Raw genomic sequence first — 26,033 nt, 5'->3', positions numbered from 1 at the left:
CGTCGCTGAGAACGCGTTGCGCTCCGACGATACTGGCGAGTAAACGCCGGTCAGAACACCGGGGTCAGCCGCCGTTCGCCACCGCGACGGGCTCCGGCTCGCCGGGCTTGGCGCCCGGTCCCGTGATCGGCGGCACCGGCACGTCGACGGTACGGGCCAGCCGGGCGCCCTCGGGTCCGTACACCGCCCGGGGCTCGGGGAAGAGCCGCAGCAGCGACAGGAACAGCGCCGCGGCCACGATCAGGGACAGCGGCAGACCGATGTCGACGCCGTTGGCGAGGTCGCCCAGCGGTCCGACGAACTGGCCGGGGATGTTGGTGAACAGCACACCGATCACCGCCGACACCCACCAGGCGGTCATGCCCCGCCAGTTCCAGCCGTGCGCGAACCAGTAGCGGCCGCCGCGCTGGCGGCGGTTGAAGACCTGGAGGGCGTCGGGGTCGTACCAGCCGCGGCGGGTCCAGAAGCCCAGCATCATCACGACCATCCACGGGGTGGTGCAGGTGATGATCATCGTGGCGAAGGTCGAGATCGACTGCACGAGGTCCAGCCCGAACCGGCCGATGAAGATGAAGGCGATGGACAGCGCACCGATGAAGAGCGTCGCCTGCACGCGGCTCAGCCGGGGGAACACGGAGGAGAAGTCCAGGCCGGTCCCGTACAGCGCGGTCGTGCCCGTCGACATGCCGCCGATCAGCGCGATCAGACACACCGGCAGGAAGAACCAGCCCGGTGAGATCGCCAGCAGGCCGCCCACGAAGTCGGGGGCCGCGGGGTCGACGTAGTCCGGTGCCTTGGCCGCGATGATGCTGGCGGTCGACAGGCCGAAGAGGAACGGCAGCAGCGTGGCGATCTGCGACAGGAAGGCCGCGCCGATCACCCTGCGGCGCGGGGTGCTCGCCGGGATGTAGCGCGACCAGTCGCCGAGGAACGCGCCGAACGACACGGGGTTGGACAGCACGATCAGCGCCGCGCCGATGAAGGACGGCCAGAACAGCGCGTCGGTGGCCGCGTCCGCCGAGTCCGTGAAGACGCCCGCGTACGACGGGTCGAAGTCGCCGGCGAACGCGATCGCGCCGAGCAGGAACAGCAGGCTCGCCGCGGCCACCGCGATCTTGTTGACGAACAGCATGAACCGGAAGCCGTACACGCACACCGCGAGGACCAGACAGGCGAACAGCGCGTACGCCACGACGTACGACAGGTCGCCGCGCGGCAGGCCGAAGAGCCGGTGGGCGCCGCCGACCAGGGCGTCCCCGGAGCTCCACACCGAGATGGAGAAGAACGCGATCGCGGTCAGCAGCGACAGGAACGAGCCGATCACCCGGCCGTGCACACCGAGGTGCGCGGACGAGGACACGGCGTTGTTGGTGCCGTTGGCCGGACCGAACACCGCCATGGGGCACAGGATCAGCGCACCCGCCACGACTCCGAGCAGTGTGGCCGCCAGGCCCTGCCAGAAGGAGAGTCCGAACAGGATCGGGAAGGCACCCAGCACACAGGTGGAGAACGTGTTGGCGCCGCCGAAGGCGAGCCGGAACAGGTCCAGCGGGGTTGCGGTGCGCTCGGCGTCGGGAATGCGGTCGACGCCGTGGGTCTCGACCTCGGTCAGGGACGGCGCGGGGGAGATGTCGGGCTGCGGGGACAAGAGGGCTCCAGCGAGGGGACCGGCGGTGGAGCGCGTCGTGACGCGAGCGGGTCTGGGTGAGGGGCGGGCGCTCGCCTCGGCGGGGGTGGGCGGGGCGAGGGGGTGCCGTCCTCTCGGGGGTCTGCCGACGGTAAGGCCGGGTTCACGAGCCACACCAGAGGACGGTTCATCCATCTTTCGTCATGTGACTGTACGAAACCTCCATCACTCCGTGTCCGAGGGCGTGTCCTCCGTTTCGGCGTCGGGGCCCTGGGCCCGTACTCGCTGGACGTGTTCGAGGGAGTCCCGCAGCTCGGCGAGCCAGTCGTCGGTGTGCTTCTGGACCAGGCGCACGCACCAGGCGAGCGCGTCGCTGCGGCTGCGGGCCACCCCGCCGGCGATGAGGGTGTCGAGGACCTGCCGCTCGGGCTGGCGCAGCCGGGTCATGACGGGTGCGGACACATGGGTGAACAGGGCGCGCTCCCCGTCGCACTCCACACCCCAGGAGACCTTCCTGCGGAACCGGTGCTCGGCCTCGACGGCCACCTCGATCCGGGCCTGGCGGGTGCGCTCCCGGAACTCCTGTACGCGGCTCTGTACGGCGGCCTCCCGTTCGGTGGCCGAGGCGCCCTCGGCGAGCCGGGGCGCGGGGATGCGGCCGATCACGGTGATCTCCTCGCGGTCGACCGTCAGCTCGGCCAGCTCCTCGAAGAGGTCGTCGGGCAGGCGGCCGGCGAACCAGCCGCGCAGCTTCTCTCGCTGCTCTGTCGTAATCATGTAATGACGATTACTCGACTGGAACGTGAACGCAAGGGGTGTGCGGAGGGTCCGCCGAGAGCTCAACCGGAATGTTTCAGGCCTATTGCGGAGGCGGGGTGAACCGGCCATTCGGTCGGTTGAGACGATCAAGAACCCCATGGTTCCGGCGCTGACACGTTCGAATTACGTGACTTCACGCCACTGATTCAACACGCAAGGTTACTGAAACCCGTGGGGTCGATGTGAGATTCGGCCCCGGACTCGGCAGACTCCCGCTCGCCGGTCCGGCACCGATCGCGCCGGGCCCGGTACCACCCCCGTATCAGCGGAAGGATGCACACAATGCGGAACACCGCGCGCTGGGCAGCGACCCTCGCTCTGACGGCCACCGCCGTCTGCGGCCCCCTCACCGGGACCGCCCTCGCCGCCCCCGCCTCGCTCTACGCCCCCTCGGCCCTGGTGCTCACCGTCGGCCACGGTGAGAGCGCCGCCCTCGCCACCCCGGCCCGCGCGGTCACCCTGACCTGCGCCCCCACGCCCTCCGGAAGCCATCCCGCGGCAGCCCTCGCCTGTGCCGAACTGCGTGGCGCCGGCGGCGACTTCGACGCGCTGACGGGCCGGGGCGACGTGCTGTGCACCAAGCAGTACGACCCGGTGGTCGTCACCGTCGACGGTGTCTGGCAGGGCAAGCGCGTCTCCTACGAGCGGACCTTCGCCAACGAGTGCGTGAAGAGCACCCACGGGACCAGCCTCTTCGCGTTCTAGAGACCGGGGTCGCAGGGACCCGCACCGACAGCGGCTCGTGGCTGGGGAGCGCGAGTCCTGACGCGGGGATCCCTCGCGATCTCGTACGGGGGCCGGTCGGGCGGAGTGGGGCCGCCCGGCCGGCCTTCGGATCAGCCCCGCCGCTCCGGCAGCTCCGGCAGCGGCGGGAAGCGGCCCAGTAACCCCGAGGCGCGCAGGAGTCTCCGGATGCGCTCACTCCGGGAGACGATCCGCAGCCGCCCGCCGTGCTCCCGCGCCCGGGAGTCCGCCCGGCACAGGACCCGCAGGCCGGAACAGTCGAAGAAGTCGACCGTGCGCAGGTCGACCAGGACGTCCGGTCGCGTGCCCTCGGTCGCCGCGTGCAGGTGCTCGGCCAGGGAACCCGCGGTCGCCATGTCGATCTCGCCGGCGGCCTCGACCACTGTGAAGGGGTCGCGCCGGTAGGTGCGGGCGTACGGGTTCGCGGCCGGGGGCCCGGATCCGCCGGACTCCGGTGTCATGTCGGCTCCACCTCGGCAGGGGCGCGTATTCGATCTCGGTAGCTACCCCGGTGGGGCGCGGGGCATCCCTGAGGAACCCGGCACCGGATCTGGTTCACTCGACGTGGTGAATTTCGCGAGCAGCCATTGACTTTGAGTCGGTTTTTCTGCAAGTCGGTGCCCTGTTCAAGCGGTTGTCGGCGCCGTAGAGTCACCGTGCCGCCCCGGCCCCCGGCTGCACCGCTGTCGCGCAACAGGGGGTGGGACGTGGGTTCGCCCGCACACACTTCCTCCGGCGAGCCTCCGCTGCTCACCCAGTTCGGACTGCTGGAACCCGCGCTGGAGATGGAGTTCACGGCACACTTCGCCCGTCGTGGCGGCGAGGTGGCGGCAGGCGCGGCGACGGCCGCGGTCACCGGGGTCGTCGAGGCGCCGGCGTGGTTCCTGGCCTCCCTGCTCGACGCCGGCCGGCGGGTGAGCAGCTGTCTGCTGGCCCGGACGACGGCGGACGTGTGCCGGATCGTCCTGACGGCGGACAGCGGGGGCATCAAGGTGGCGGGCACGGACGACGTGCTGATCCCCCTGGACCGGGTCCACGACGACGGAGCGACGAGGTTGCCCCTGCTCGGCGTCGTCGACGGACTGCGGATCCATCGCGGCTCCGAGGGGCCGGTGTGGGTGGTGTGGGAAGGGCACTGGTGCCCGGCCGGTGACGCGCGGGGCGCGGAGCCTAGGACCGCTCGCGGTGGCTGGTGTCGCACCACGGATAGCGGCGGCTGCGGCGGCAGGTGCACAGGGCGACGCGGAAACGGTCCGAGGAGACCGTGGTCCCGTCCTCCAGCTCCACCTCGACGGGGCCGTCCACCAGCAGCGGGCCACGGCGTTCGAGCCGGATGCGGCAGGTCGGGTCAGCGGGTGACTTCGGCACGGGCCACCTCCAGTTCCTCGCTCTTCTCGGCCGCGGACAGCGGCCCCACTCACACAGCCGGTCCACCGACACCCGGTGATACCGGCGTCACGCGGCTCGGGTACCCCGGCAATCAGGAGATATGGGAGCTTTCGGAATCGAGTGGTGTCCGCAGGGACGACCGCCCCGAGCGCCAGGCGGCCAGGAGGCGATCGGCGAAACGGTCCTCGAGGTGTCCGGTGGCGTCGACGCCGAAGGCGACGTCGGACGCGAGATGCGGCTCCTCGGCGAGCAGTCCGCCGATGACCTCGTGGCGGACGACCTGCTCATGGACCGCGTCGGCCTCGACATGTTCGTCGTAGAAGTGTTCGGCGGCCGCCCCGGCGCCCGTGCGGCGCATGGCCTCGGCCAGTCGTCGGGAACCCGGCGAGGAGGAGACCTCCACCGCCGCGAAGTGGCCCACGAGGGCGCCCCGCAGGGCTCGGTGCAGACCGAAGAGGGACATGAGGTTCACCGTCGCCAGGACTTCCGCGCAGGCGGCGTCCAGGTAGTGCCCGTAGGTCGTCTCCAGGCCCAGGTCCGTCATCAGGTCCGCGAACAGCTGTGCGTGCACCCGGTCGGGGCGGCCGCCGCCGTACTCGTCGAACTCCACGGCCGCCATGGCCGCCTTGGCCCGTCCCCACAGCCGTGGCAGCACCCAGGCATGGGGGTCGGCCTCCTTGAGGTGGTACAGGGAGCGCTGGGCCGCGTACTCGCGCAGCTGCCACAGTTCGCCCTCGTCGCGCAGATAGTGGCTGGTGCCCGTGCCGTCGACGGGCTCGACGAGGAGTTCACCCAGGGCGTCCTCGACGCTGTCGTGCGCCGGGGTGTCGGCCCGCAGTGCCGTCAGGAAGCGGTGCTCCAGCGCCGCCCGGGTGCGCAGCAGGGCCGGATCCCACTCGGAGTCCGGCGAGACGCCGGCGAAGCCCCGGTAGTGCAGTTCGTAGCAGAGGTAGAGGGCGAGCTGGAGGTCGTCGCCGTAGACGGCCGCGCGGGCCACGTCGGCGTCGCCCGGCAGGGGGCCGGCGCCCAGCAGATACTCCGACACGGCTGCGGAGACCGGCCCCCGGGCGGGCGGCAGTCGTGGTCCTTGGGGGTCCTGTGCCATGCGCCCCGGGTACCCGGGCGGCACGAGGTCATCCGTCCGTGGGGGAGCGGGCCCCGTCGGGCCCGCCGCCCGTGCGGTGCCGTCAGTCGCCCGTGGACTTCTCCTGGGCGCGGGTGTTGGGCGTGACGGCATCGTCCGCCTCGCCGTCGGGGCGGTTCCTGTCGTCGGACCCGGACATGGTGTCTCCTTTCCCGGCGGTCCTCGCCTTGGTCAGCTCCGTGCGGCCGCGATGCGCAGGGGCATCGGTCCCTGGGGGGCGTCCTCCTCCTCGAGGCGACTGACCTCCGTCCACCAGGAGGGGCCGTCCTCGATGCGGCGCAGCAGGACGCCCTCACGGATCGCCCATGGACACACGGTGACCGTCTTGATGCCGGTCAGCTTCATCGCCGTGTGTCCGACCACCGCACCGGCGAGGCTCTGGGCGGCGCGTGGTGCGGAGATGCCGGGCAGCCGGGAGCGCTCGGTGGCGGGGAGCGCGGCGAGGCGGACGATCGCGTCCCGCAGGTCCGAGCGGTGCAACCGGCGTTCCGTGAAGGGTCCGTGGCGTCCGGGCGGGGCCCCGCACAGTCGCCCCAGCTGCTGGAAGGTGCGGGAGGTGACCACCGCGGTGTGCGGCCCTTCCCAGCGGATCCGGGCCGCGACGTCACGCAGTTGGTGGCGGACCCGGCGGCGCAGCGCCCGCACCAGGTCCGGCGTCGGCTGGTCATCGCCCGCGAAGAACTCATGGGTCAGCCGTCCCGCGCCCAGCGGCAGCGAGGCCACGAAGTCCGGCAACCGGCCTCGCCCGAAGGCCACTTCGAGCGAGCCGCCGCCGATGTCGAGCAGCGCCAGCGGACCCGAGCGCCAGCCCATCCAGCGCCGCGCTCCGAGGAACGTGAGCTCGGCCTCCACTTCGCCCGGCAGGGTGTAGAGCCCGACACCGGTGCGCGAGCGCACCTCGCGCAGTACCTCACTGCGGTTGGAGGCGTTGCGCACCACGGCGGTCGCGAAGGCCTGCGGCGGCGCCGCGCCCCACTTCGCCGCGGTCCTGCTCGCCTCGGCCACCGCCATCACGAGCCGTTCGACGGCCTCTTCGGGCAACGGGCCGCCGGGGCTGACCTGTTCGGAAAGTCTCAGGCGCCACTTCGCGGTGTGTACCGGCAGTGGCACCCCGCCCTCCGCATCGGCCACAACCAGTCGGACCGTGTTCGAGCCCACATCCATCACGCTGAGTCGCATGGGTTCGTGAGTACCCGTTCGAGGGCGTCACTCACCGTGCCAGGGCGTGAGCCGGGGCAACCAGCCAGGCACGGCACCGCGGTAACGCGAGTACTGTGCGCCGAACCGGTCGGCGAGCGCGGGCTCCTCGTACCATCGCGCGAACGCCCACATCAGCGCCCAGGCACCGGCGCCGTAGCCGAACAGCACCGGCCGGGCGAGCAGCAGACCCTGGCCGCCGATCACCGCGACCACGGCGACGTACATCGGATTGCGTACATGCCGGTACAGCCCGCCCACCACCAGGTGCTCGGTCGGCGCGACCGGCGCCGGAGTGCCCAGGCCCTCGCGCACGAACCGCACGAAGGCGGCCGACAGAACGGCCACGCCCGCGAGGAGCGGGAGCAGACCGAGCAGGCGGACGGGCGGCCACCAGTCGCCGGACCGCCAGTCGGTCAGCCACCACGGCAGCAGCCCGGCCACCGTGCCGGGCGCGAGCGCGAAGAAGACCGTGCTGCCGATGGCCGACGCCGGTGTGCGCATGCCGCCACCATGACAGCGAGGAGGGGCCGCCGTCTCCCTGCAGACGGCGGCCCCTCGGTTCAGGTGTCGGTCACATGTGGACGACGGGTGCGGCGTCCGCGTCCTGCTCCGGAACTCCGCGCCGGTAGAGCAGGAAGGCGATCAGCGCACCGGCGGCGAAGAAGCCCGCCGACCACCAGAAGGCGGTGGTGTAGCTCTCGATCGTGGCCTGTGCCTGGACCAGCTTGCTGCTCGCGTCCTTACCGGCCAGGTAGTCGGTCGCGGCGCTCGCGGCCAACGTGTTCAGCAGCGCCGTACCGATCGAACCGCCCACCTGCTGCATGGCGTTGACCGTGGCGGAGGCGACGCCCGCGTCCTCGGCCGCCACCCCGCCGGTGGCCAGCTGCATCGCCGCCGGCATGACCAGGCCGAGACCGGCGCCGATGATGATCAGCTGGGGCAGCACGGCGGTGAGGTAGGCGGAGTCGTTGCCGATCCCGGTCAGCCAGGCCATGCCGACCACGGAGATCGCGAAGCCCAGCGGGACGACGGTCTTCGGGCCGATCCGCGGCACCAGCACGGTCGTGCCGAGCTGGGCCATCACCATCAGCGCGGCGACCATCGGCAGGAAGGCGACACCGGTCTTGGTCGGGCTGAAGCCGAGGTTGAGCTGGAGGTAGTAGGTGAGGAAGAGGAAGACGCCGAACATGCCCGCGCCGGAGATCAGCACCGCGAAGAACGAGGCCGCCCGGTTGCGGTCGGTCAGGATGCGCAGCGGCAGCAGCGGGTGCGCGGCCTTGGTCTGCCACCAGGTGAAGGCGGCCAGCAGCACACCGCCGGCGATCAGGAAGCCCCAGGTCTCGGGCGAGCTCCAGTCGTGCGTCTCGGCGTTGGAGAAGCCGTAGACCACGGCGAACAGACCGGCGGCGACGAGGATCGTGCCGGGCACGTCCAGCTTGGAGTTGGCGGCGTCGCGGTGGTTGTTGAGCAGGAACCAGCCGCCGACGAAGGCGACCACGGCGATGACGACGTTGACGTAGAGGGTCCAGCGCCAGTCGAGGGCGTCGGTCAGGATGCCGCCGAGCAGCAGACCCACCGCGCCGCCCGCGCCGGCGATGGCGCCGTAGACGCTGAACGCCTTGGCGCGCTCCTTGGCGTCGGTGAACGTCGTGTTCAGGAGCGAGAGCGCGGCGGGCGCGAGCAGTGCGCCGAAGGCGCCCTGGAGGGCACGGGCGGTGACCAGCATCTCGAAGTTGGTGGCGGCACCGCCGAGCGCGGAGACCCCGGCGAAACCGACGACACCGATCAGGAAGGCCGGCTTGCGGCCGAAGAGGTCGGCGATCCGGCCGCCGAGCAGCAGGAGGGAGGCGAAGGCCAGCGCGTACGCGGTGACGATCCACTGCCGGTTGCCGTCGGAGAACCCGAGGTCGGCCTGGGCCGAGGGAAGGGCGATGTTCACGATGGTCGCGTCGAGGACCACCATCAGCTGGGCGAGGGCGATGACCGCGAGGATCCACCACCGCTTGGAGGCGGAGGCCTCGGGCGACGCTTCGGGAGCGCCTGTCGCGGCGTTCTCGGTCAGGGTCTTCTGGGACATGGCGGAACCACTCCAGGGAAGTCGTTCGGATTTTACCAATTCGTAAACGAAACTGTTTCGTACACCTTGAGGCTAGAGCACTTTTAGCGAAACGGCAAAGTTTCGATGAGGGAGGCGGTCGATTGTGATCGGCGGCACATTAGGGTCCGCCGGGACAGTCCGATATGCCTTGACTGGCATATAACCGAAGAGACATATTGGAGTCATGTCCGACGCCGCGCTCTGGACCGCCCTCGCCGACCCCCACCGGCGGACCATCGTCGCGCTGCTCCTGGAGCGGCCGCGGTCCGTCGGGGAGATCGTGGAGGAATGCGGTCTGAGCCAGCCGAGCACCTCGAAGCATCTGAAGGTGCTCAGGCAAGCGGGTCTGGTCCGGGTCCGGCAGGACGCGCAGCGCCGTGTCTACGCCCTCGACCCGGCCCCGATCGCCGCACTCGACGCCTGGCTGGCCCCCTACCGCAGGCTGTGGAACACCAGCCTGGACGCACTGGGCCGCCGCCTCGACGAGACCGCGCCGGACGACCCCGAGGAACCCTCTCCGAAGGACTGATCCGCCATGTCCGCAGACCTCACCGGCACCTATCTGACCCTGGACGACGGCCGCCCGGCCGTCCGCTTCAGCCGTATCTACGACCACCCTGTCGAGCGCGTCTGGCAGTTCGTGACCGACGCCGACGAACTCGCCCACTGGTTCCCGTCCCGCGCCGAGATCGACCCGCGCCCCGGCGGGGAGATCACCTTCAGCGGCGACCCGAACATGGCGGACTCCAAGGGTCGGGTCCTTTCCGTCGACGCGCCCCGGCACCTGTCCTTCGAGTGGGACGGTGACGAACTGCACTTCGACCTGGAGGCGTTGGACGACAAGCGCACCCGCTTCACGCTCACCAACGTGCTGGGCGAGGCGAACACCGCGGCCCGCAACGGCGCCGGCTGGGAGGTCTGCCTGGCCGCCCTGGAGACATACGCCGACGGGTCGCCCACCAGGGGTCAGGCCCCCTGGAAGGAGTTCTACGACGGCTACGTGGCCGTCGGTGTCCCCTCCGGCGCCCCCGTCCCGGGCCTGGACTGACCCCTCACGCCAGCTGTCGGCGCACCAGCTCGTGCAGTCGCCCGCCCGTGTCCGCGAGCAACTGCGCGGGCGGTCCCTGCTGGGCGACCTTGCCGTCCTCCATCACGATCACACGGTCGGCGTCCAGCACCGTCGAGAGGCGGTGTGCGATGACGATCCGGGTGGCGTTGAGGGCCTTGGTGGACTCGATCACCCTGCGCTGTGTCTCGTTGTCGAGGGCACTGGTCGCCTCGTCGAAGAACAGGATGCGCGGCCGGCGGATCAACGCCTGCGCGATCATGAGCCGCTGGCGCTGGCCGCCGGAGACCGCACCGCTGCCGGAGACGATCGTGTGGAGCCCCATCGGCATCCGCTTGATGTCCTCCGCGAGCCCCGCCATCTCGGCCGCCACCATGACCTCCTCCGGCGTGAACGGCTCGGTCCCGCAGATGACGTCCATGATCGAGCCGTTGAACGGCTGGGCGTGCTGAAGCACCACCCCGCACTGCCGGCGCACGGCCGACTGGTCGAGCGCCGCCAGGTCCTGACCGTCGTACAGCACACTGCCCGAGACCGGCGGATCGAAGCCGATCAGCAGCCTGAGCAGCGTCGACTTGCCGCAGCCGCTGGGTCCTACGACCGCCACGAACTCGCCCGGGCGCACCTCGAACGACACGTCGTCCAGCACGAGCGGGCCGTCGTCGGAGTAGCGGAAGGACAGCCTGCGCGCCTCGATCCCGCCGGACAGCGGGCCCGGCCGGGTGGTGGCCGTGCGCACCTCGGGCGCGGCGTCGAGGACCGGCTTGATCTCCTCGAACAGCGGCAGCGCGCCCACCGCTGAGACGAAGGAGCCGGTCAGCTGGGTGACGGAGGTCAGCACCATCGTCACCGAGGTGTTGAAGGTGAGGAACGCCGCCGCCGACATCGAGCCGCGCGCCGGCCCGGCGAGCAGCATGAACATCAGCAGGGTGCAGACGGGCAGATAGACGGCGCCCATCACCGTGGTGAGGTTCTTGATCCGCCCCACCTTCTGCTGGAGCTCCCGGCTGCGCGCGAACTGCGAGGCCCACGCCGCGTACGCGTAGTTCTCGGCGGCCGCGACCCGCAGCTTGGGCAGACCGCGCAGGGTCTGGAAGGCCTGGTTGTTCAGCTTGTTGCCGAGCACCACCAGACGCCGCTGCCAGCGCACCTGCCACAGCCCGAGCCCCAGGAACACCCCGGCGATCACCACGAGCATGCCGATCGCCGCCATCGCCATCGAGGCGCTGTACCAGAACAGCAGCCCCAGGTTCATCGCACCCACGGTCACCGACTGGGCGACGACCGGCCCCACCCCCGCCAGCAGCCGGCGGATCGAGCTGATCCCCATCGCCGCGCTCGCCAGCTCACCGGTGGACCGCTCGGTGAAGAACTTCGTCGGCAGCCGCAGCAGCCGGTCCCAGACCGCCGGCTGGAGGGTCGCCTCGATACGGCCCTCCAGACGCAGGATGGTGAGGTTCTGCAGCAGCATGAACGCCGCCGCGACGAAGCTGCTGATCATCACCGCGAGACAGACCTGCGCGATCAGGTTCGTCTGCGCCTTCGGTACGAACTCGCCGAGGATCTTGCCGGTGGCGATCGGCACGATCGCCCCGATCGCGACCGTGACGAGACCGCTGAGCAGGAGGTTCGTCAGGTCCCCGCCCATGCCCTGCATGCTGAACCGCAGCAGTGCGAGCGGACTGAGCCGCCGCTCGGGCAGTGGCCGGTAGAACATGACGGCACGCGGCTCGAACTCCTCCGCGTTGGCCTTCTCGATCGGCGTCTCACGACCCGTCGCCGGATGCACCGCCACATAGCCGCCGCGCCGCCACAGCAGGGCGACCGGAGCACCGGACAGCGCGCGATGGCCCACCAGCGGGCCGACGTTGTCGCGCCACCAGCTGCCGTCCAGACGCACGGCCCGGGCCCGTATGCGGGAGGCGAGCGCTATCTGCTCGACCGGGTCGAGGCGATCGCTGCCGGTACCGCTCTGCGCCGGGTCGGCGAGCGTGATCCCGGCGGCCTGGGCGACCAGCCTGCACGCGGCGTAGGAGGCGTCCGCGTCGGCGGGCGTCGTGCGCTTGCCCGAAGGCTTGCCGATCGACGCGAGCAGCGTCCGGTCGGCCTGGGCGCGGACCGCCTCACCGGCCTTGATGCCCTCGGCCGTCCGGTTCTCGTGGGTACGTTCCAGCTGCTCGATCCAGCGGTCCAGCGTGGTCAGCAGCCGGTACTGCTGGTCGACCATGCTCTGCCAGACGGCGGGGTCCATCAGGAGGTCGGCGGCCGCCTCGGCGCCGTACAGCGATCCGTACTGCACGCTGCCCGGCGGCACCTGCATCCAGAACACGTCGTCGTCGGTGACTTCGGCGGCCCGCTCGTTCGCCATCGGTGCCTGGAAGAGGATCGAGAGGCTGCGGCCGACGCCGAGGGCGAGGGCGTACTCCAGCGGGCTCGTCGTCGGCGGCACGTACTGAGGGTTGCCGTACTCGTCGTAGGACCAGGTCTGGGTGTTCGCGGGCTGGTGCAGCTCCCGCAGTCCGATGCGGTGGACCACGCAGTCCCTGAGCGGGCGGGCGACCAGGGTGTGCTGGGGGCCGGGGCCGGGGCCGAGGATCAGGGAGCCCGCCTCCAGGCGGCCCAAGTGGTGCCAGTGGCCCTGCTGTTCGACGTCCACCGCGAACAGGTCCACGGCTCCGGACGCGACCAGCCACAGCACCTGCGGACCTTCGAGGTCGAGGCGGTTGAACCCCGAGCAGTCGATGGGGGTGCCCATGGCGCCGAGCGCGGTGAGGACGACGTCCCCTTCGTATGCGGTCGTCATCTCATCGCTCCCTGACCAGCGCCGCGTAGGCGCCGCCGTGCGCCACCAGCTCCTCGTGCCGCCCGCGTTCCACGATCGTGCCGTGCTGGAGCACGACGATCTCGTCGCTGTCGCGAACGGTGCTGAGCCGGTGTGCGATCACCACACACGCACAGCCGCGCCTGCGGAGGTTGTCCATCACGATCTGCTCGGTCTCCGCGTCCAGCGCGCTCGTCACCTCGTCCAGCACCAGGATGCTGGGGCGGCGGACCAGGGCCCGGGCGATCTCCAGGCGTTGGCGCTGGCCGCCGGAGAAGTTGCGGCCATCCTGCTCGACCCGGCTCCGGATGCCGCCGGGGCGCCGCATCACCACGTCGTACAGCGCCGCGTCCCGCAGCGCCTCCACCACCGCCTCGTCCGGGATCGACGGGTCCCACAGCGCCACGTTGTCGCGGATCGAGCCCTCGAAGAGGAAGACGTCCTGGTCGACGAAGGAGACGGAGGAGGCGAGCGCCCCGCGCGGGATGTCCTCCAGGCGCTGCCCGTCGATGCGGATGACACCCTCCCAGGCCGTGTACAGGCCCGAGATCAGCCGGGAGACCGTGGACTTACCGCTGCCCGAACCGCCGACGAGGGCGACCTGCTGGCCCGGGCCGACGGTCAGGTCGAAGCCGGTCAGCAGGGGCTTGTCGAGCGGGTTGTAGCCGAAGGTGATGTTCTGCAGCTCGACATGGCCGTGCAGGCGGCGCGTGGAGTCGCCGGCGCCGGGACGGCCGTAGAGCGGGTCCGCCTGGAAGTTCTCCACGTCCTTCAGACGGGCCACGTCCGCCGCGAAGTCCTGGATGCGCCCGGCCACTCCGTTGAGCCGGGTGATCGGGGCGGTGAAGCGGGTGACCAGCGCCTGGAACGCCACCAGCAGACCGACCGAGATACCGCCCTCGACCGCGCGCATGCCGCCGATCCACAGGATCAGCGCGCTGTTGAGCGAGGCAAGCGTCGGGGCGACCACACCCAGCCAGGCGCTCGGCACGCCGAGCCGCTGCTGCTCCTCCAGCGTGGTGGCGTGCTGCCCGGCCCACTTGCGGAAGTAGCCGTCCTCGCCGCCGGTCGCCTTCATCGTCTCGATCAACTGGAGGCCGGTGTAGGCGGTGTTGGTGAGCCGGGCGCTGTCCGCGCGGAGTTTCGCCGTACGGGTGGCCCGCAGCCGGATGACGACCCGCATGGCGACGATGTTCAGCAGGGCGACGGCGATGCCGACGAACGTGAGCTGCGGATCGTAGGTGTAGAGCAGCAGGGCGTAGAGCACGACCACCACCGCGTCCACGCCCGCCGCCGCGAGGTCGCGGGCCAGCGTCTCGGACACGGCGTCGTTGGACTGGAGGCGCTGCACCAGGTCGGCCGGGCTGCGCTGGGAGAAGAACGTCACCGGCAGCCGCAGCAGATGGCGCAGGAAGCGGGCGCTGGAGAGCGTGGAGGAGATGATGCGGCCGCGCAGCAGGTTCGCCTGTTGCAGCCAGGTGAGGACGAGGGTGAGCAGGACGCACGTCCCCATCGACGCGAACAGCACGCCGAGCAGGGAGGTCTGCCCCCCGATCAGGAACATGTCGATATAGGTGCGGCTCAGCGCGGGCACCGCCGCGCCGACCAGCACCAGGAGCAGGCTGGAGAGCACCGCGGCGGGCATCGTGCCCGCGGTGCCGCGCAGCCGGGCCGGCATCGCGCCGAGCACCCCCGGTTTGCGCCCACCCCTGGTGAAGTCGTCGCCCGGCTCCATCACCAGGACGACACCGGTGAAGCTGGAGTCGAAGTCCTCCATGGGCACGAACCGGCGGCCCTTGCCGGGGTCGTTGATGAACACCCCGCGGCGGCCGAAGCGGCGGCCCATGCCGTCGTAGACGACGTAGTGGTTGAACTCCCAGAACAGCACGGCCGGCGTCCTCACCTCGGCGAGGGCGGCCGTGTCCATCTGCATGCCCTTGGCGGTCAGACCGTAACTGCGGGCCGCCTTGAGGAGGTTGCTGGCGCGGGAGCCGTCGCGCGAGACACCGCAGGCGATGCGCAGCTCCTCCAGCGGGACGTGCTTGCCGAAGTGGCCGAGCACCATCGCCAGCGAGGCGGCACCGCACTCCACGGCCTCCATCTGGAGGACGGTGGGTGTACGGACGGTCTTCGCCCTGCCCTTGGGGACGGGCCGTTTGGGCGGGGTGGCGCGGCGTCTGCTGCGGGTGTCCTGTGCGGTGCTCACGGCAGCAGCCAATCGACGGGGCGCTGGTCGGCCAGCCGGATCGAACCCGTGGCCACGGTCATGGAGGTCAGGGTGAAGGGCGGCCCGTCCTTGGAGGACCACTTGTAGCCGCTCTTCGTGCCGGCGGCCTTGTCCAGCTTCACCAGGACGGCCACCGGCCTGCCGTCCTTGGTGAACTGCTCGCCGAGCTGGCTGTCCCCGAGGAAGGCGGAGATCTGCTGGGCCGACTGCGCGGAGCGGTCCACCGACTTCACGTGGCCGCGCAGCACCCCGTACTCCTGGGTGGGCACCGAGGAGACGGTGAGATCCACGGCGGCGTGCGCGGGGATGGAGGCCGCGTTCTCGGCGGGCACGTACACGGTGGCGTACAGGGGGTCCTTGGTGTGCGCGACCTTCTCCACGGCGGCGACGTTCGCCCCGGTCTGGATGATCTGCCCGATGGTCGCGGCCAGTGCGGTGACCCGCCCCGCGGCGACCGAGCGGACCACGGAGTCGCCCTGGGACGTACGGACCTTCAGTACGGGGGAGTTGGCCGGCAGTTGCTCGCCCTCCTCGGCGAGGACCGCGGTGACCTGGCCCGCGACAGGGCTCTGCAGGATGTAACTGCCCTGCCCGTGGGTGAGGATCGCGGACGCGCTCACGGTGGAGGCGACCGAGCCGGTCACCGCCCACACGGACGCGGCGGCCATGACGACCACGGTCACGGAGAGCGCGAGCCAGCCCTGGGGGCGGGCGAAACGCACCGGAAGGTCGAGCTCCTCCGGTGACTGGAGCTTGGCGAGGGCCTGTTGGCGGAACTGCACGGGACTTTCCCCCACCTGAAAATGACAGTGGACCGGCCCTTGGGAGCCGGTTGCTTCAGGGCATCCGTGAGTCCCGGAGCCGGGAAACGGCTCCGGGACTCAGGACACAAGGTGCGATCAGAGACCGGCGACCAGGTTCGTGACCGGGGCCACGGAGAGGCCGGTGACACCCTCGACGGTGCCGACGGCCGTGTCGACCAGGCCGGAAACCGGGGCGACGCCGTCCACCAGGCCGGTGACGGTGCCCAGGGCGTTCAGCTGCAGGCCGCCGGAGACGTTGTCGAGCTCCGCGTCGGAGATCTCGACGGTCTCAACCTGGGGGGTGGAGTTCATGATGGAACTTCCCTTCATATGGATATTCACAAGGGGGAGCGGTGACCCCTCTGGGGACGGCCGCGACCGCAGGCGCCAAGCGCCCGTTTCCGAAGCCCTGTGCGGCTCCTGCGGTGCGATGGATCAAAGCACGCGGCGGCCGTGCCCTTCCAATCAACCCATGGCCTCACCAGGCAACTTGGGCCCCACAAGCACCGAACCGTGCAGGAGTGCGCACGGCTCGGTGGCGACTTCTTCACACCTGGCGCGCGTTCCGTTCATACGCGCCCTTGCGGCCCGGGAAGCGAATCCGACACTCCCGCCCCAATGACGTACGAGGCCGCGCGGGCTTGTGCAGAACCACCGCGCCCGGTGACTTCGGTGAGTATTGGATGTGCAGATTCCCTGAAGCCAGGATTCGGTACGAAGTTCGGAACGGACCGTTGCCGTCCGGTCGCGGACCGTGTCAGCCCAGCAGTGCGTACACCGTGCTCGCGCGGGCCGCGAGTTCACCCGACTCCGCGTCGGTCATCGTGATGTCGGCGAACGCCATGCGCCGGCCCAGCTTGGTGACGACCGCTTCGATCAGGACATCCGAACCGGCCACCGCACGCTGGAACGACGTCGACTGCTGCACTGTCGTCATCGGTCCGTAGGCGCCGCGCGCCCCCGAGACGGCGATCACCGTGGCCGTGTCGGCGGCGGCCATCAGCGCCTGCCCCGACAGCGCCCCGCCCTCCCGCGACAGACGGTCCGACCAGGGCAGACGCAGGATGGCGCGGTGGTCGTCCAGGGACTCGACCGACAGGCCCAGCTCAAGGACCCAGGGGGCGAAGTTGTCGGCGAGGATCTTGTCGGCTTCGGCGGTGGTCATCGTCATATAGGGGATTGTTCCCGCTCCCCGCCCGCCGGACGCGGACCCTGGCCGATTCGCGGTTGCGTAAAGAGATTGCCTGCAAACGGAATTGAACGCCCCACGTGACTCCTGCGTACCCACTGCCATCCAGGCGCCCCGACAAGCCGCCGACGACCGGCGGCACTGACCCCGTCCTTCAGGAGGTCGAGTAGTTTGAGTCACAAGCGAATTCCGAAGCGCAAGGCCGCGATCGCAGCGGGCGGCGTGGTGGCGCTCGGAGCAGCCGCAATTCTCCTGCCGCAGGCGAACGCCAACCAGGACGGCTCCTCGGGCCAGACCGCAGCACCCAAGACCCTCAAGGCATCGGACGCCTCGGATCTCGCCTCCCAGCTCGCCGACCTGCTCGGCGAGTCGTTCGCCGGTTCGTACTACGACACGGACCAGCAGCAGCTCGTCGTCAACGTCATCCCGGGCGACAACAACAATGTGATCGTCCAGGCGAAGAAGGCCGGCGCGGAGATACGCGAGGTCGACAACAGCCTCGCCGAACTGGCCGCCGGCGCGCAGACGCTGAAGTCCGACGCGACCATCCCGGGCACGGCCTGGGCCGTGGACCCCCGGACGAACAAGATCCTCGTCACCGCCGACAGCACGGTCACCGGCGGCAAGTGGGACCAGCTGGAGTCGACCGTCCAGACCCTCGGCTCCGGCATGGCGACCATCAAGAAGTCGGCCGGCACCTTCAAGACGTTCCTCTCCGGCGGCGACGCCATCTTCGCCGGCGGCGCCCGCTGCTCGGCGGGGTTCAACGTCACCGCGGGCGACGGCTCCCCGGCCTTCCTGACCGCCGGTCACTGCGGGGTCGCGGCGGCGGAGTGGTCCGACGCGGACGGCGGCGCGCCGATCGCCACGGTCGACCAGGCCACGTTCCCCGGTGACGGCGACTTCGCACTCGTCAAGTACGACGACCCGGCGACCGTCGCGCCGAGCGAGGTCAACGTCGGCGACCAGACCGTCGCCATCTCCCAGGCCGCGGACGCCGAGGTCGGCCTCCAGGTGTTCCGGATGGGCAGCACCACCGGGCTCAACGACGGCCAGGTCCTCGGACTCGACGCCACCGTGAACTACCCGGAGGGCACCGTCACCGGGCTCATCCAGACCAACGTCTGCGCCGAACCCGGCGACAGCGGCGGCTCGCTGTTCACCCAGGACGGCCTGGCCATCGGTCTGACCTCCGGCGGCAGCGGCGACTGCACGGTCGGCGGCGAGACCTTCTTCCAGCCGGTCACCACCGCCCTGGAGGCGGTCGGCGCGACCCTCGGCGCGGGCGACGCGGCGGGCGGCGGCGAGGCCGGCGCGGGTGCCGGTGACGAAGCCGGTGCGGGCGAGGAAGCGGGTGCGGGCGAGGAAGCCGGTGCCGGTGAAGAGGTCGGTGGCGAGGAAGCCGGTGCCGGCCAGGAGGTCGGTGGCGAAGAGGTCGGCGGCCAGGAGGTCGGCGGTGAAGAGGTCGGCGGCCAGGAGGTCGGCGGCGAGGAAGCCGGCGCGGGCGCGGAGGACGGCTCCTCCGGTGTGACCGAGACCCACTGACCCAGCGCCCCACAACGCCCCACCAGCAACCCACGGACACGGTCCGGCCCTCCGGCGGGAGGGTCGGACCGTTCGTGTGTCCCGGCACGCCGACGAACGCCGGCATCTACCCCCTCGGCTCCCTCCCATGCCCCCACAGTCGAAGCGCGCGGCGGCGTACGGGGCTCCGGGAGTGCGCCCCCACGCACCCTGTTGGCCGGTTCTTCGCGCCCGGGAAAGGTGCGGGGCGCGAACAATGGGGCACGCGCTTTTCACCCCACGGAACGGCGAACGGTGAGTCGAAGGGACGGGCAGTTGATCCGGGTTCTTCTGGTGCACGACGAGTGTCTGGTCAGATCGGTTCTGGCGGAGTGGCTGCGCCGGGAGCCGGACCTCGGGGTGTTCGACGCCCCGTGGCGCAACGCGCCGAACCGGCTGCGAACCGTGGCGCCGGACGTCTGCGCGGCCGACCTGGAGTGCTCGGACAGCTATGGCATCCCCCCACTGCGCGACCTGGGCGCCCGCCAGTCGGACGTGCCGCCGCCCCGCCTGCTGGTCCTGGCCAGCGCCAACCGCCCGGGGCTGCTGAAGCGCGCGGCCGAGGCGGGAGCGCTCGGCTATGTCGACAAGGAGGGCTCACCGGAACGTCTGGTGCGCGGCATCCGGCGCGTCGCCGAAGGGAAGCGTTTCGTCGACGACTCGTTGGGCTTCGGCTTCCTCAGGGCCGCCGAAATGCCTTTGACCAGACGGGAGTTGAGTGTCTTAGTCCTGGCCGCCGAGGGGGCCTCCATCGCGGAGATCGCGGGGAGCCTGCATCTGTCCCACGGGACGGTGCGCAACTACATGGCGGCCATCACCCGCAAGACCGGGGCCCGCAACCGCGTCGACGCGATCCGGATCTCCCAGGGCGAGGGCTGGCTCTGACGGCACGGGCGTCCAACTGCCGACGAGATCCCGGTAGAGCGCCGAGCGCCGCATGAGCTCGTCATGCGTCCCGTACGCCGTCTCCCGCCCGTCCATGACCAGGACCCGGTCGGCACGACGGGCCGAACTCATACGGTGCGCCACGACCACCAGGGTGCCGCCGGGCCGTTCGGCGAAGGCCCGCTCCGCACGCTCCTCGGCCTCCGGGTCCAGATGGCAGGTCGCCTCGTCGAGCAGGACGAGCGGGGCGTACGACAGATAGGCGCGGGTCAGCGCCACGAGCTGCCGCTCGCCCGCGGAGAGCGCGGCGGGATCGATCGTCGCCCGCGGTCCGCCGAGCGTCTCGAGCAACGGCAGGAGTCCCACCGCCCCGGCCGCGGCGAGGAGTTCCTCCTCGGGCACGGGGTCGGGTCGCAGGTGCCCGAGATTCTCGGCGAGGGTGCCGGTGTGGACGTATGCCTGCTGCGGGATGAGCACCCGGCACGCGGCGGCCTCCGCCCCGGGCACGGGGTGCCCGCACACCCGGACCGAGCCCTTCGTGGGCTCCAGCAGCCCGGCGACCAGTGCGGTGAGCGTGGACTTCCCTATGCCGCTCGGGCCTACGACGGCGAGGTGGGCGCCGGGGGCGAGGGTGAGGTGGAGGTCCTGGACGACGGGGGCGGCGGCGGGGCCGTAGGCGAAGGTGAGCGAGGTGAGGCAGAGGGCGGGGGCGCCGGGCGGGTTGCCGGAGGGGCGGGGGAGCCGGGCGGGCAGCGCGCCGCTGGTCCGCCGCAGCCCCTCGAACGGCTCGCGCGCCCTCCCCGCCGTCGCGCCGGCCTCCCGCGTGCTGTTCCGGACCAGCCGCCGCACCACGACCACCAGCCGCGATCCGCTCGTGCCCAGCCCGTGCACCAGGTTGCTCAGGGCGGGCAGCAGCGACTGGGTGACGTAGGCGAGGGCGCCGACCAGGCCGCCCGTGGTGACGCCGTTGCGGAGCAGCCAGGGCGCGGTGGCGAGCAGCAGCACGATCGGCAGCTGGCCGCCGATCGCGAGGGACACCACGCGCAGCACACTCCAGCGGGCCAGGGAACTCGCGGCCCGCAGTTCGGCGTCGACCCGGTCCCCGGTGCCGTCGGCGACCTGTTCCTCCGCACCGGCCGCCGTGATGTCCCGCAGCCCCGGACAGACGGCACCGAGCCGCTCCGCCAACGCCTCGTCGGCGACGAGGAACGCCTCCTGACGGCGGGCCAGCGGCCGCAGCGTCGCCGCGAACAGCGCCACCCCGGCGAGAAGCGGGAACCCGACCACCACGAGGAGCAGCGGGGCGAGCGAGAACAGGCCGACGAGGGCGCCCGCCGCGGTGAACACGAACGAACGCGACACCATCACCAGGCCGGCGAACGTGTCCCGCGCGATCTCGGCCTGCTGGGTGAGCCCGGACAGCGCCCCGGCGTCCCCCTCCCGGACCCCGCGCGCGACGACCCGCGCCACCAGCCGGTCCCGGAGCGGTTCGACGAGCGCGGCGACCGCGGCGTACACCCGCACCGTGCCGTACGCCCCGACGAGGACACCGAGCCCGGCCACCCCCAGCCACACGAGTCCCGTGCCCACCCGTCCCGCCAGGAACCCCTCGTCCAGGGCGCGGGCGGGCGCGTACCCGGTGAGGAAGGTCTGCCCGGTCTCCAGCACGGACCAGGCCCCGAGCCGCAGCACGACCCGCCACCGCTCCCACAGGAAACGCAGACCGGGACGCAGAACCCTCTCCGTCGGCTCCGCTCCGGCGGCCCCGCCCGTCATGCCCCCTCCCCGCCCGCGAACACCGCCCGATACCCCGGCATCCGCCACAGCTCCTCGTGCGGTCCGACCGCCCGGATCCGTCCCCCGTCCAGCCAGGCCACCGCGTCCGCGCGGGCCGCCGTCGACGCTCGGTGGGCGATCAGCAGCCGGGTGCCGTCCGTGCCGGCGCCCACCAGGGACTCGGTGATCCGGGCCTCCGTCACCGTGTCGAGGCTGGACAGGGCGTCGTCGAGGACGAGGAGGCGGCCGCCGTGGGCGAACGCCCGGGCGAGGCCCAGGCGTTGGGACTCGCCGCCGGAGCGCGGGGCGTCGGCGCAGCGGGTCGCGTACCCGGCGGGGAGCCGGCTGACGAAGTCGTCCGCGTGGGCCGCGCGGGCCGCTTCCCTGATCCGGGCGGGGGAGGGGGAGGCGAGGCCGAGGCCGATCTCCTGCGCCAGGGTGCCGCCCAGCAGGGCGGGTCGTTCGAAGGCGTGGCCGATCGCCCGGCGCAGTTCGTCACGGGGCAGGTCCCGCAGCGGCACGCCGTCGAGCAGGACCTCCCCGGCGTCCGGGTCGGCGAGGCGTCCGGCGAGCGCCGCCAGCAGCGACTTGCCCGCGCCGGACCGGCCGACCACGGCGAGGGTCGTCCCGCCGGGTACGACGAGGTCCACGCCGTCGAGCACGGCCCGTCCGCCGCGCCGGGCGGTGACACCGCGCAACTCCAACCGGCCGGGACCGGAGGGCAGTCGGCGCTCACCGTGCGCAGTGGCGGGCTCCGCGAGCACCTCGGTGAGCCGTCCGGCGGCGGCCCGGGCGCGGGCCAGGCCCGCGAGCTGTCCCACCAGGACGCCGACGCCGGTCGCGAGCACGGCGTAGCGCGAGGCCGCGAGCACCTCGCCCACCGTCAGCCGGTGCCGGGCGAGCAGGACGCCGGCCACCGCGACGACGCCCAGCTGGAGCAGCGGTGCCACGGCGACGGACTGGCCGGCCGCCCGGCCCTGCACCCGCCACATGCGATGACCGGCCGAGGAGAGTTCGGGCAGCGGTCGCAGGATCCGCGCCGTCTCGCGGTCCGCCGTCCCGGCCGCCGCGATCGTGCGGTGTCCGCCGACGGCCTCGGACAGCGCCGCCGCGATCCGCCCCTGCGCCTCCTGGTAGCGCGTCACGCATTCCCGGGTGTCGCGGGCGAAGGCGCGCAGCAGCAGCGCCAGGACCGGTGCTCCGGCCAGCCACACGGCCGCGAGCCACGGATCGATCAGAGCGAGGGCGACCAGGCCGCCGACCGGTCCGGCCAGCGCGGAGAGCAGGGCGGCGCGGGAGGTCGGCGCGGTGCCGGCCTGCGCGGCGTTGCCGACGAGACGGGCGACGAGATCGCCGGGCCCGAAGCGGGCGGCGGCGCGCGGTCCGACGGCCAGGACATGAGCGGTGAGGCGCCGGCGCAGCCAGGCGGTGGTGCGGGCGTCGACCGTGCCGCCGAGCACGGTCTCGCAGGCGTCGAGGAGAGCGATCAGCAGGACGAGTGCGGCGCAGTACAGCACCCAGCGGGTCGCCGGGTCGTGCGCGAGGAGCAGGTCCAGGGTGCGGCCCAGCGCGGCGGGCAGCAGCAGAGCGGCGCCGGTCGCCGCCGTGCTCGCCAGGCACAGGGCCAGCCAGCGGGCGGGGGCCGGACCGAGCGGCCCGTGCGGCGTGCCGACGTTCTCAGCCATGTCACCCCTCGATGTGCGGGGGCTCCGGGCGGCCTCTCCCTCGCGGGAGCGGCCGCCCGGAGCCTAGGTACGCAGGGTGCTCGTCAGAGACAGAGCGTGACGCTCGCGGCGCTGACGCAGGACAGCAGACTCAGGGTGCTGTTGCCGCCGCCGGTGAGCTCGTCGGACTCCATCGTCTGCAGGTCGAGAAGTGCCATGTCGCTTCCTTCCATCGGTGTCGTCCACCCGTGGGGACGGGGTTGGGTCACGGCTCCGTCAGTTCGCGGAACCGCGCTGTGGGGGCCGCCCGAGCGGCGGCAGGAACGGCAGGTGCGCGTGCGTACCGCTGTCGAGGGCCGCGCCGAGCGCGAGCAGGCACCCTGCCGTTCCGGTGCCCAGGTCCATCGACAGCCGCATCATCTGGTGTCCGGGGAAGGCCAGTTGGCCCTGGTAGTCCATGGCGAACCAGCCGAGCCCGGCGATCTGCCCGGCGAGCCGCTCGTCGCCGGTGCGGGCGAGGTGCAGGATCAGTCCGGCACGGCCCTGGAAGAGGCCGGGCTGCACATAGAAGCGGCAGGTGGCGGCCGTCAGGATGCCGTCCCGGGCGTGGACGAACTCCTCGCCGGGGGCGTCGGCATGGGCGAGGTAGTCGTCCAGGACCATCCCGATGCCCGCGCTGCCGTCGCCGAGATACGGCAGCGTGCGCCAGCCCTCGTCGACCTCCATCGCACCGCCCTCGCGGGTCGCGCAGCACTCCAGGTCACGCCGCAGCGCCACCTCGGCCGCCGCCAACAACCCCGGTTCACCGGTGCGTTCGTACTGCCGCAGCAGGAACAGCGCGGCCCCGCTCGCACCCCGCAGCAGCCCGGCCCGTCGCCGCCGGGGCGTGTCCGGGGGCGGCTCCGCGAGACGTCGTACGAGGATGTCGGCGGCCTCCGCGGCCCGGTCCCGCAGCTCCGGCTCGCCGGTCGTGCGGGCCAACTCGCCCAGCACCAGGCCGAGTCCGGCCAGCCCGCCGTGCAGGTCGGAGGAGAGGTTCTGCCAGCGCTCGGCGAGGATCGAGTCGATCAGGTCGAGCGCGCGCTGCCGGTGCCCGAGCCGGTCCAGGACGTGGGCGACGCCCGCGAGCCCGTCGTACAGGCCCAGCGGTGTGCCCCGGGGCGGCGGCGCGGTGCGGGCCAGGAGCCAGCGTTCGCCCTCCTCGTACCGGTCGGCGCCGATCGCGTCCAGCGCGTACAGCACCCCGGCCGCGCCGTGTGCGAGGCCCAGGCCGCCGCCGTCGGAGAACTGCGCGATGTCGCCGGGGAAGAGCCGGTCCTCGCGCTCCGGGGTGGCCGAGGCGAGGATCGCCTTGACCATCGAGTCGCGGCTGAACGGCCAGTCGCCCGGCTCCACGTAGGACGGGGCGCGCACCGGCGTCTCCCGGGTGATCTCCGCGACCGCCTCGTCGAGGAACTCGCGCGGCACGTCCGGGAACTGACGGGAGATCACCTCCGCCAGATGGGCCGCCTTGCCGCGGTCGACCACGAACAGCGTGGTGACCGGCAGGAACAGCGCGAGCCGGAGACAGGCCAGCGCGTACCGGTCGACGTCGATGCCGGTACGGTCCGGCGGAGCGAAGAACCCGGGGTGGGCGACCACCTGACGGCCGTTCTCGCTGACCGGCGCGGCCGCCTCGAAGTCGAGCAGGGACACCGACTCCTCGTCCGGGCCGACCATGACGTTGAAGACGTGCAGGTCGTTGAAGACGATCCCGCGCGCGTGCACCGCCGCCACCGCCCGCTCCACGGCTCCGTGGATGCGCACCGCCCACGCCGTGTAGTCCGCCACGGCCTTCGGATCCGGATCCGGGGTGAGCAGCGGATGGCGCTCCGCGAAGAACGAGTTCAGCGGGCGGCCCTCCAGGAAGTCCATGACGAGGAACCGGTGGTCGCCGAGGGTGAACCAGTCCCGCACCTCCGGCACCACACCCGTCCCCGCCACCTGTTCCAGGGCGTACTTCTCCCGCTCCAGCCGCGAGATCGCGTCCGCCCCGTCCGCGGCCAGCCCGGCGTGCGGCCGCCCCTCCTTGAGGACGACCTTGCTGCCGTCCCGGGTGTCGGTGCCCGCGTACACCCCGCCGCCGTTCGAGAAGTGCAGCGCCTTCTCGATCCGGTACGGCAGGTCGCCCACCGTCGTCGTGTTCCGCGCCGCCAGATGCGGCTCCAGGAACGCCGGCAACGTCACCCACTCGGGCACCTGGAAGGACGGCGCCCGCCGGTCGGGGATCAGCTTTCCCGCGCCGTCCCGCACCGCCGGCACCAGCGAGCCCCGCTCGTCGACCACGAAGGTGCGGGCGAACGCGCCGTAACGGACATAGAGCGGGCCGTCGTACCAGCGCAGATCGGTGAGGATGTAGGGCCCCTCGAAGCCTTCGAGGAGCTTGCCCAGCTCACGCAGGACGGTGTGCAGCTGCTCCTCGTCGGCCGGGTAGATCGTGACGAACTTGCCGCTGGTGTCGCGGCCCGCGTACTTGGTGTTGCGCAGGTGCAGCAGATGCGGTCCCGGGACGAACTTGAACGCGATGCGCCGCGGCACGCAGTAGTCCCACACGATCGCCGCGATCCGCTCGGCGTTCGCCCGGGTGGCCGAGGCGTGGATCTTCCAGCCCTGGGCCGGCCCCGGCGCGGGGGCGCCGTCCGCGCCGAGCGGTGTCAGCGCCAGCCAGTCGCCGATCCGCGAGGCGTCCCAGCCGCCGGGCACCTCGCGGCGCGCCGTCTCGTACTGGGGCGCCGCCTCGGTCACCCCCGCGGACAGCCGGTCAGGCGTCTCGTAGAAGTGCCGGTCGGCGAGCGCGTACACCTCGTACCGCTTGTCCATACGACCCCCTCCGTGGCCCGGCATCGAGCTTCCTGCGGGGACGGCGGGCACGGACAGTCATGCCTGTCACGACCTCACCGTGCGGAACGCATGGGTCAAGACTTGTTCGGTGGGTTTCGAGCGTGAGCACCCCGGAGCCGCCGCGGGAACTCCACGGAA

General features: G+C 71.8%; 21 protein-coding genes and 1 pseudogene. 5 read left to right on the top strand and 17 right to left on the bottom strand.

Annotated features, from left to right (window positions below):
* Positions 1-64 precede the first annotated feature (64 nt).
* Positions 65-1,648 carry a purine-cytosine permease family protein gene (locus ACIOHP_RS40835; protein ID WP_401895417.1) on the bottom strand — a complete coding sequence of 528 codons (1,584 nt, stop codon included), beginning with the start codon at positions 1,646-1,648 and terminating at the stop codon, positions 65-67.
* Between the two features lie 204 nt (positions 1,649-1,852).
* On the bottom strand, positions 1,853-2,404 hold the full coding sequence (locus ACIOHP_RS40830) for a hypothetical protein (protein ID WP_401895416.1): 552 nt from the start codon (positions 2,402-2,404) through the stop codon (positions 1,853-1,855).
* A 324-nt stretch (positions 2,405-2,728) separates the two neighbouring features.
* Here ACIOHP_RS40830 and ACIOHP_RS40825 point away from each other — a divergent pair, with 324 nt between their 5' ends.
* Positions 2,729-3,151, top strand: coding sequence for a protease inhibitor (locus ACIOHP_RS40825; protein ID WP_361550000.1), 423 nt, complete (start codon positions 2,729-2,731; stop codon positions 3,149-3,151).
* 131 nt (positions 3,152-3,282) lie between these two features.
* On the opposite strand, the gene ACIOHP_RS40820 is transcribed toward ACIOHP_RS40825, so the two are convergent.
* The 6 genes from ACIOHP_RS40820 to ACIOHP_RS40795 all read right to left on the bottom strand — a co-directional run bounded on the left by ACIOHP_RS40820 (position 3,283) and on the right by ACIOHP_RS40795 (position 9,000).
* Positions 3,283-3,651, bottom strand: coding sequence for an STAS domain-containing protein (locus tag ACIOHP_RS40820; RefSeq protein ID WP_361490743.1), 369 nt, complete (start codon positions 3,649-3,651; stop codon positions 3,283-3,285).
* Positions 3,652-4,360: 709 nt separating this feature from the next.
* A complete protein-coding gene (locus tag ACIOHP_RS40815; protein ID WP_401895413.1) occupies positions 4,361-4,558 on the bottom strand; it encodes a CDGSH iron-sulfur domain-containing protein in 198 nt (65 codons plus the stop codon).
* 112 nt (positions 4,559-4,670) lie between these two features.
* Positions 4,671-5,684, bottom strand: a complete 1,014-nt coding sequence (locus ACIOHP_RS40810) for an iron-containing redox enzyme family protein (protein ID WP_401895411.1) — start codon at positions 5,682-5,684, stop codon at positions 4,671-4,673.
* A gap of 210 nt (positions 5,685-5,894) precedes the next feature.
* Positions 5,895-6,902, bottom strand: a complete 1,008-nt coding sequence (locus ACIOHP_RS40805; protein ID WP_401895409.1) for a Ppx/GppA family phosphatase — start codon at positions 6,900-6,902, stop codon at positions 5,895-5,897.
* 27 nt (positions 6,903-6,929) lie between these two features.
* Entirely contained in the window at positions 6,930-7,424 is a 495-nt protein-coding gene (locus tag ACIOHP_RS40800) for a methyltransferase family protein (protein ID WP_401895407.1), read from the bottom strand.
* Between the two features lie 70 nt (positions 7,425-7,494).
* A complete protein-coding gene (locus ACIOHP_RS40795) occupies positions 7,495-9,000 on the bottom strand; it encodes an MFS transporter (RefSeq protein ID WP_401895404.1) in 1,506 nt (501 codons plus the stop codon).
* 205 nt (positions 9,001-9,205) lie between these two features.
* Between ACIOHP_RS40795 and ACIOHP_RS40790 the strand changes: the two genes are divergently transcribed.
* Entirely contained in the window at positions 9,206-9,550 is a 345-nt protein-coding gene (locus tag ACIOHP_RS40790) for a metalloregulator ArsR/SmtB family transcription factor (RefSeq protein WP_361550014.1), read from the top strand.
* Between the two features lie 6 nt (positions 9,551-9,556).
* The gene (locus ACIOHP_RS40785) at positions 9,557-10,069 is read left to right on the top strand and encodes an SRPBCC family protein (protein WP_401895402.1); all 513 of its coding nucleotides are present in this window, start codon (positions 9,557-9,559) and stop codon (positions 10,067-10,069) included.
* A 4-nt stretch (positions 10,070-10,073) separates the two neighbouring features.
* Here the strand turns inward: ACIOHP_RS40785 and ACIOHP_RS40780 are convergent, their stop codons facing one another.
* The 5 genes from ACIOHP_RS40780 to ACIOHP_RS40760 all read right to left on the bottom strand — a co-directional run bounded on the left by ACIOHP_RS40780 (position 10,074) and on the right by ACIOHP_RS40760 (position 17,109).
* Complete coding sequence (locus ACIOHP_RS40780; protein ID WP_401895400.1) at positions 10,074-12,890, bottom strand: NHLP bacteriocin export ABC transporter permease/ATPase subunit; 2,817 nt, start codon at positions 12,888-12,890, stop codon at positions 10,074-10,076.
* Between the two features lies 1 nt (position 12,891).
* Positions 12,892-15,114 carry an NHLP family bacteriocin export ABC transporter peptidase/permease/ATPase subunit gene (locus ACIOHP_RS40775; RefSeq protein ID WP_401895399.1) on the bottom strand — a complete coding sequence of 741 codons (2,223 nt, stop codon included), beginning with the start codon at positions 15,112-15,114 and terminating at the stop codon, positions 12,892-12,894.
* The gene (locus ACIOHP_RS40770) at positions 15,111-15,917 is read right to left on the bottom strand and encodes an HlyD family efflux transporter periplasmic adaptor subunit (RefSeq protein ID WP_361550022.1); all 807 of its coding nucleotides are present in this window, start codon (positions 15,915-15,917) and stop codon (positions 15,111-15,113) included. Before ACIOHP_RS40770 ends, ACIOHP_RS40775 begins: the two co-directional genes overlap by 4 nt.
* A gap of 117 nt (positions 15,918-16,034) precedes the next feature.
* A complete protein-coding gene (locus tag ACIOHP_RS40765) occupies positions 16,035-16,250 on the bottom strand; it encodes a type A2 lantipeptide (RefSeq protein WP_327721157.1) in 216 nt (71 codons plus the stop codon).
* Positions 16,251-16,695: 445 nt separating this feature from the next.
* Positions 16,696-17,109: a PaaI family thioesterase gene (locus ACIOHP_RS40760; RefSeq protein ID WP_401895397.1), complete on the bottom strand. Its 414-nt coding sequence runs from the start codon at positions 17,107-17,109 to the stop codon at positions 16,696-16,698.
* 189 nt (positions 17,110-17,298) lie between these two features.
* Here ACIOHP_RS40760 and ACIOHP_RS40755 point away from each other — a divergent pair, with 189 nt between their 5' ends.
* Both ACIOHP_RS40755 and ACIOHP_RS40750 read left to right on the top strand, forming a co-directional pair.
* Positions 17,299-18,672 carry a S1 family peptidase gene (locus tag ACIOHP_RS40755; protein ID WP_401895394.1) on the top strand — a complete coding sequence of 458 codons (1,374 nt, stop codon included), beginning with the start codon at positions 17,299-17,301 and terminating at the stop codon, positions 18,670-18,672.
* A 294-nt stretch (positions 18,673-18,966) separates the two neighbouring features.
* Positions 18,967-19,575: a response regulator transcription factor gene (locus ACIOHP_RS40750; protein ID WP_361490719.1), complete on the top strand. Its 609-nt coding sequence runs from the start codon at positions 18,967-18,969 to the stop codon at positions 19,573-19,575.
* Positions 19,576-19,806: 231 nt separating this feature from the next.
* Here ACIOHP_RS40750 and ACIOHP_RS40745 read toward each other — a convergent pair.
* The 4 genes and pseudogenes from ACIOHP_RS40745 to lanKC form a co-directional block, all read right to left on the bottom strand.
* Positions 19,807-20,940: pseudogene (locus tag ACIOHP_RS40745) on the bottom strand (ATP-binding cassette domain-containing protein); the annotation flags it as partial.
* A gap of 407 nt (positions 20,941-21,347) precedes the next feature.
* Positions 21,348-23,036: an ABC transporter ATP-binding protein gene (locus tag ACIOHP_RS40740; RefSeq protein ID WP_401895391.1), complete on the bottom strand. Its 1,689-nt coding sequence runs from the start codon at positions 23,034-23,036 to the stop codon at positions 21,348-21,350.
* Between the two features lie 83 nt (positions 23,037-23,119).
* Positions 23,120-23,233 (bottom strand): SapB/AmfS family lanthipeptide, encoded by a 114-nt coding sequence (locus tag ACIOHP_RS40735; RefSeq protein ID WP_327721162.1) that lies wholly within the window; start codon positions 23,231-23,233, stop codon positions 23,120-23,122.
* Between the two features lie 58 nt (positions 23,234-23,291).
* Positions 23,292-25,874 carry a class III lanthionine synthetase LanKC gene (lanKC, locus tag ACIOHP_RS40730; RefSeq protein ID WP_401895387.1) on the bottom strand — a complete coding sequence of 861 codons (2,583 nt, stop codon included), beginning with the start codon at positions 25,872-25,874 and terminating at the stop codon, positions 23,292-23,294.
* Positions 25,875-26,033 lie beyond the last annotated feature (159 nt).

Origin of the sequence: Streptomyces sp. NPDC087859 (assembly GCF_044742595.1) — a bacterium.
Classification (GTDB): Bacteria; Actinomycetota; Actinomycetes; order Streptomycetales; family Streptomycetaceae; genus Streptomyces; species Streptomyces canus_F.
This window is presented reverse-complemented; position numbering and strand designations above follow the sequence as displayed.

What these genes read in the sequence shown, in the direction of transcription:
- ACIOHP_RS40800 (WP_401895407.1), bottom strand. Translation starts at nt 7,424, where the DNA reads ATGCGCACACCGGCGTCGGCCATCGGCAGCACGGTCTTCTTCGCGCTC.
- ACIOHP_RS40830 (WP_401895416.1), bottom strand. Translation starts at nt 2,404, where the DNA reads ATGATTACGACAGAGCAGCGAGAGAAGCTGCGCGGCTGGTTCGCCGGC.
- lanKC (WP_401895387.1), bottom strand. Translation starts at nt 25,874, where the DNA reads ATGGACAAGCGGTACGAGGTGTACGCGCTCGCCGACCGGCACTTCTAC.
- ACIOHP_RS40795 (WP_401895404.1), bottom strand. Translation starts at nt 9,000, where the DNA reads ATGTCCCAGAAGACCCTGACCGAGAACGCCGCGACAGGCGCTCCCGAA.
- ACIOHP_RS40785 (WP_401895402.1), top strand. Translation starts at nt 9,557, where the DNA reads ATGTCCGCAGACCTCACCGGCACCTATCTGACCCTGGACGACGGCCGC.
- ACIOHP_RS40820 (WP_361490743.1), bottom strand. Translation starts at nt 3,651, where the DNA reads ATGACACCGGAGTCCGGCGGATCCGGGCCCCCGGCCGCGAACCCGTAC.
- ACIOHP_RS40740 (WP_401895391.1), bottom strand. Translation starts at nt 23,036, where the DNA reads ATGGCTGAGAACGTCGGCACGCCGCACGGGCCGCTCGGTCCGGCCCCC.
- ACIOHP_RS40765 (WP_327721157.1), bottom strand. Translation starts at nt 16,250, where the DNA reads ATGAACTCCACCCCCCAGGTTGAGACCGTCGAGATCTCCGACGCGGAG.
- ACIOHP_RS40790 (WP_361550014.1), top strand. Translation starts at nt 9,206, where the DNA reads ATGTCCGACGCCGCGCTCTGGACCGCCCTCGCCGACCCCCACCGGCGG.
- ACIOHP_RS40805 (WP_401895409.1), bottom strand. Translation starts at nt 6,902, where the DNA reads ATGCGACTCAGCGTGATGGATGTGGGCTCGAACACGGTCCGACTGGTT.
- ACIOHP_RS40810 (WP_401895411.1), bottom strand. Translation starts at nt 5,684, where the DNA reads ATGGCACAGGACCCCCAAGGACCACGACTGCCGCCCGCCCGGGGGCCG.
- ACIOHP_RS40825 (WP_361550000.1), top strand. Translation starts at nt 2,729, where the DNA reads ATGCGGAACACCGCGCGCTGGGCAGCGACCCTCGCTCTGACGGCCACC.
- ACIOHP_RS40780 (WP_401895400.1), bottom strand. Translation starts at nt 12,890, where the DNA reads ATGACGACCGCATACGAAGGGGACGTCGTCCTCACCGCGCTCGGCGCC.
- ACIOHP_RS40735 (WP_327721162.1), bottom strand. Translation starts at nt 23,233, where the DNA reads ATGGCACTTCTCGACCTGCAGACGATGGAGTCCGACGAGCTCACCGGC.
- ACIOHP_RS40760 (WP_401895397.1), bottom strand. Translation starts at nt 17,109, where the DNA reads ATGACGATGACCACCGCCGAAGCCGACAAGATCCTCGCCGACAACTTC.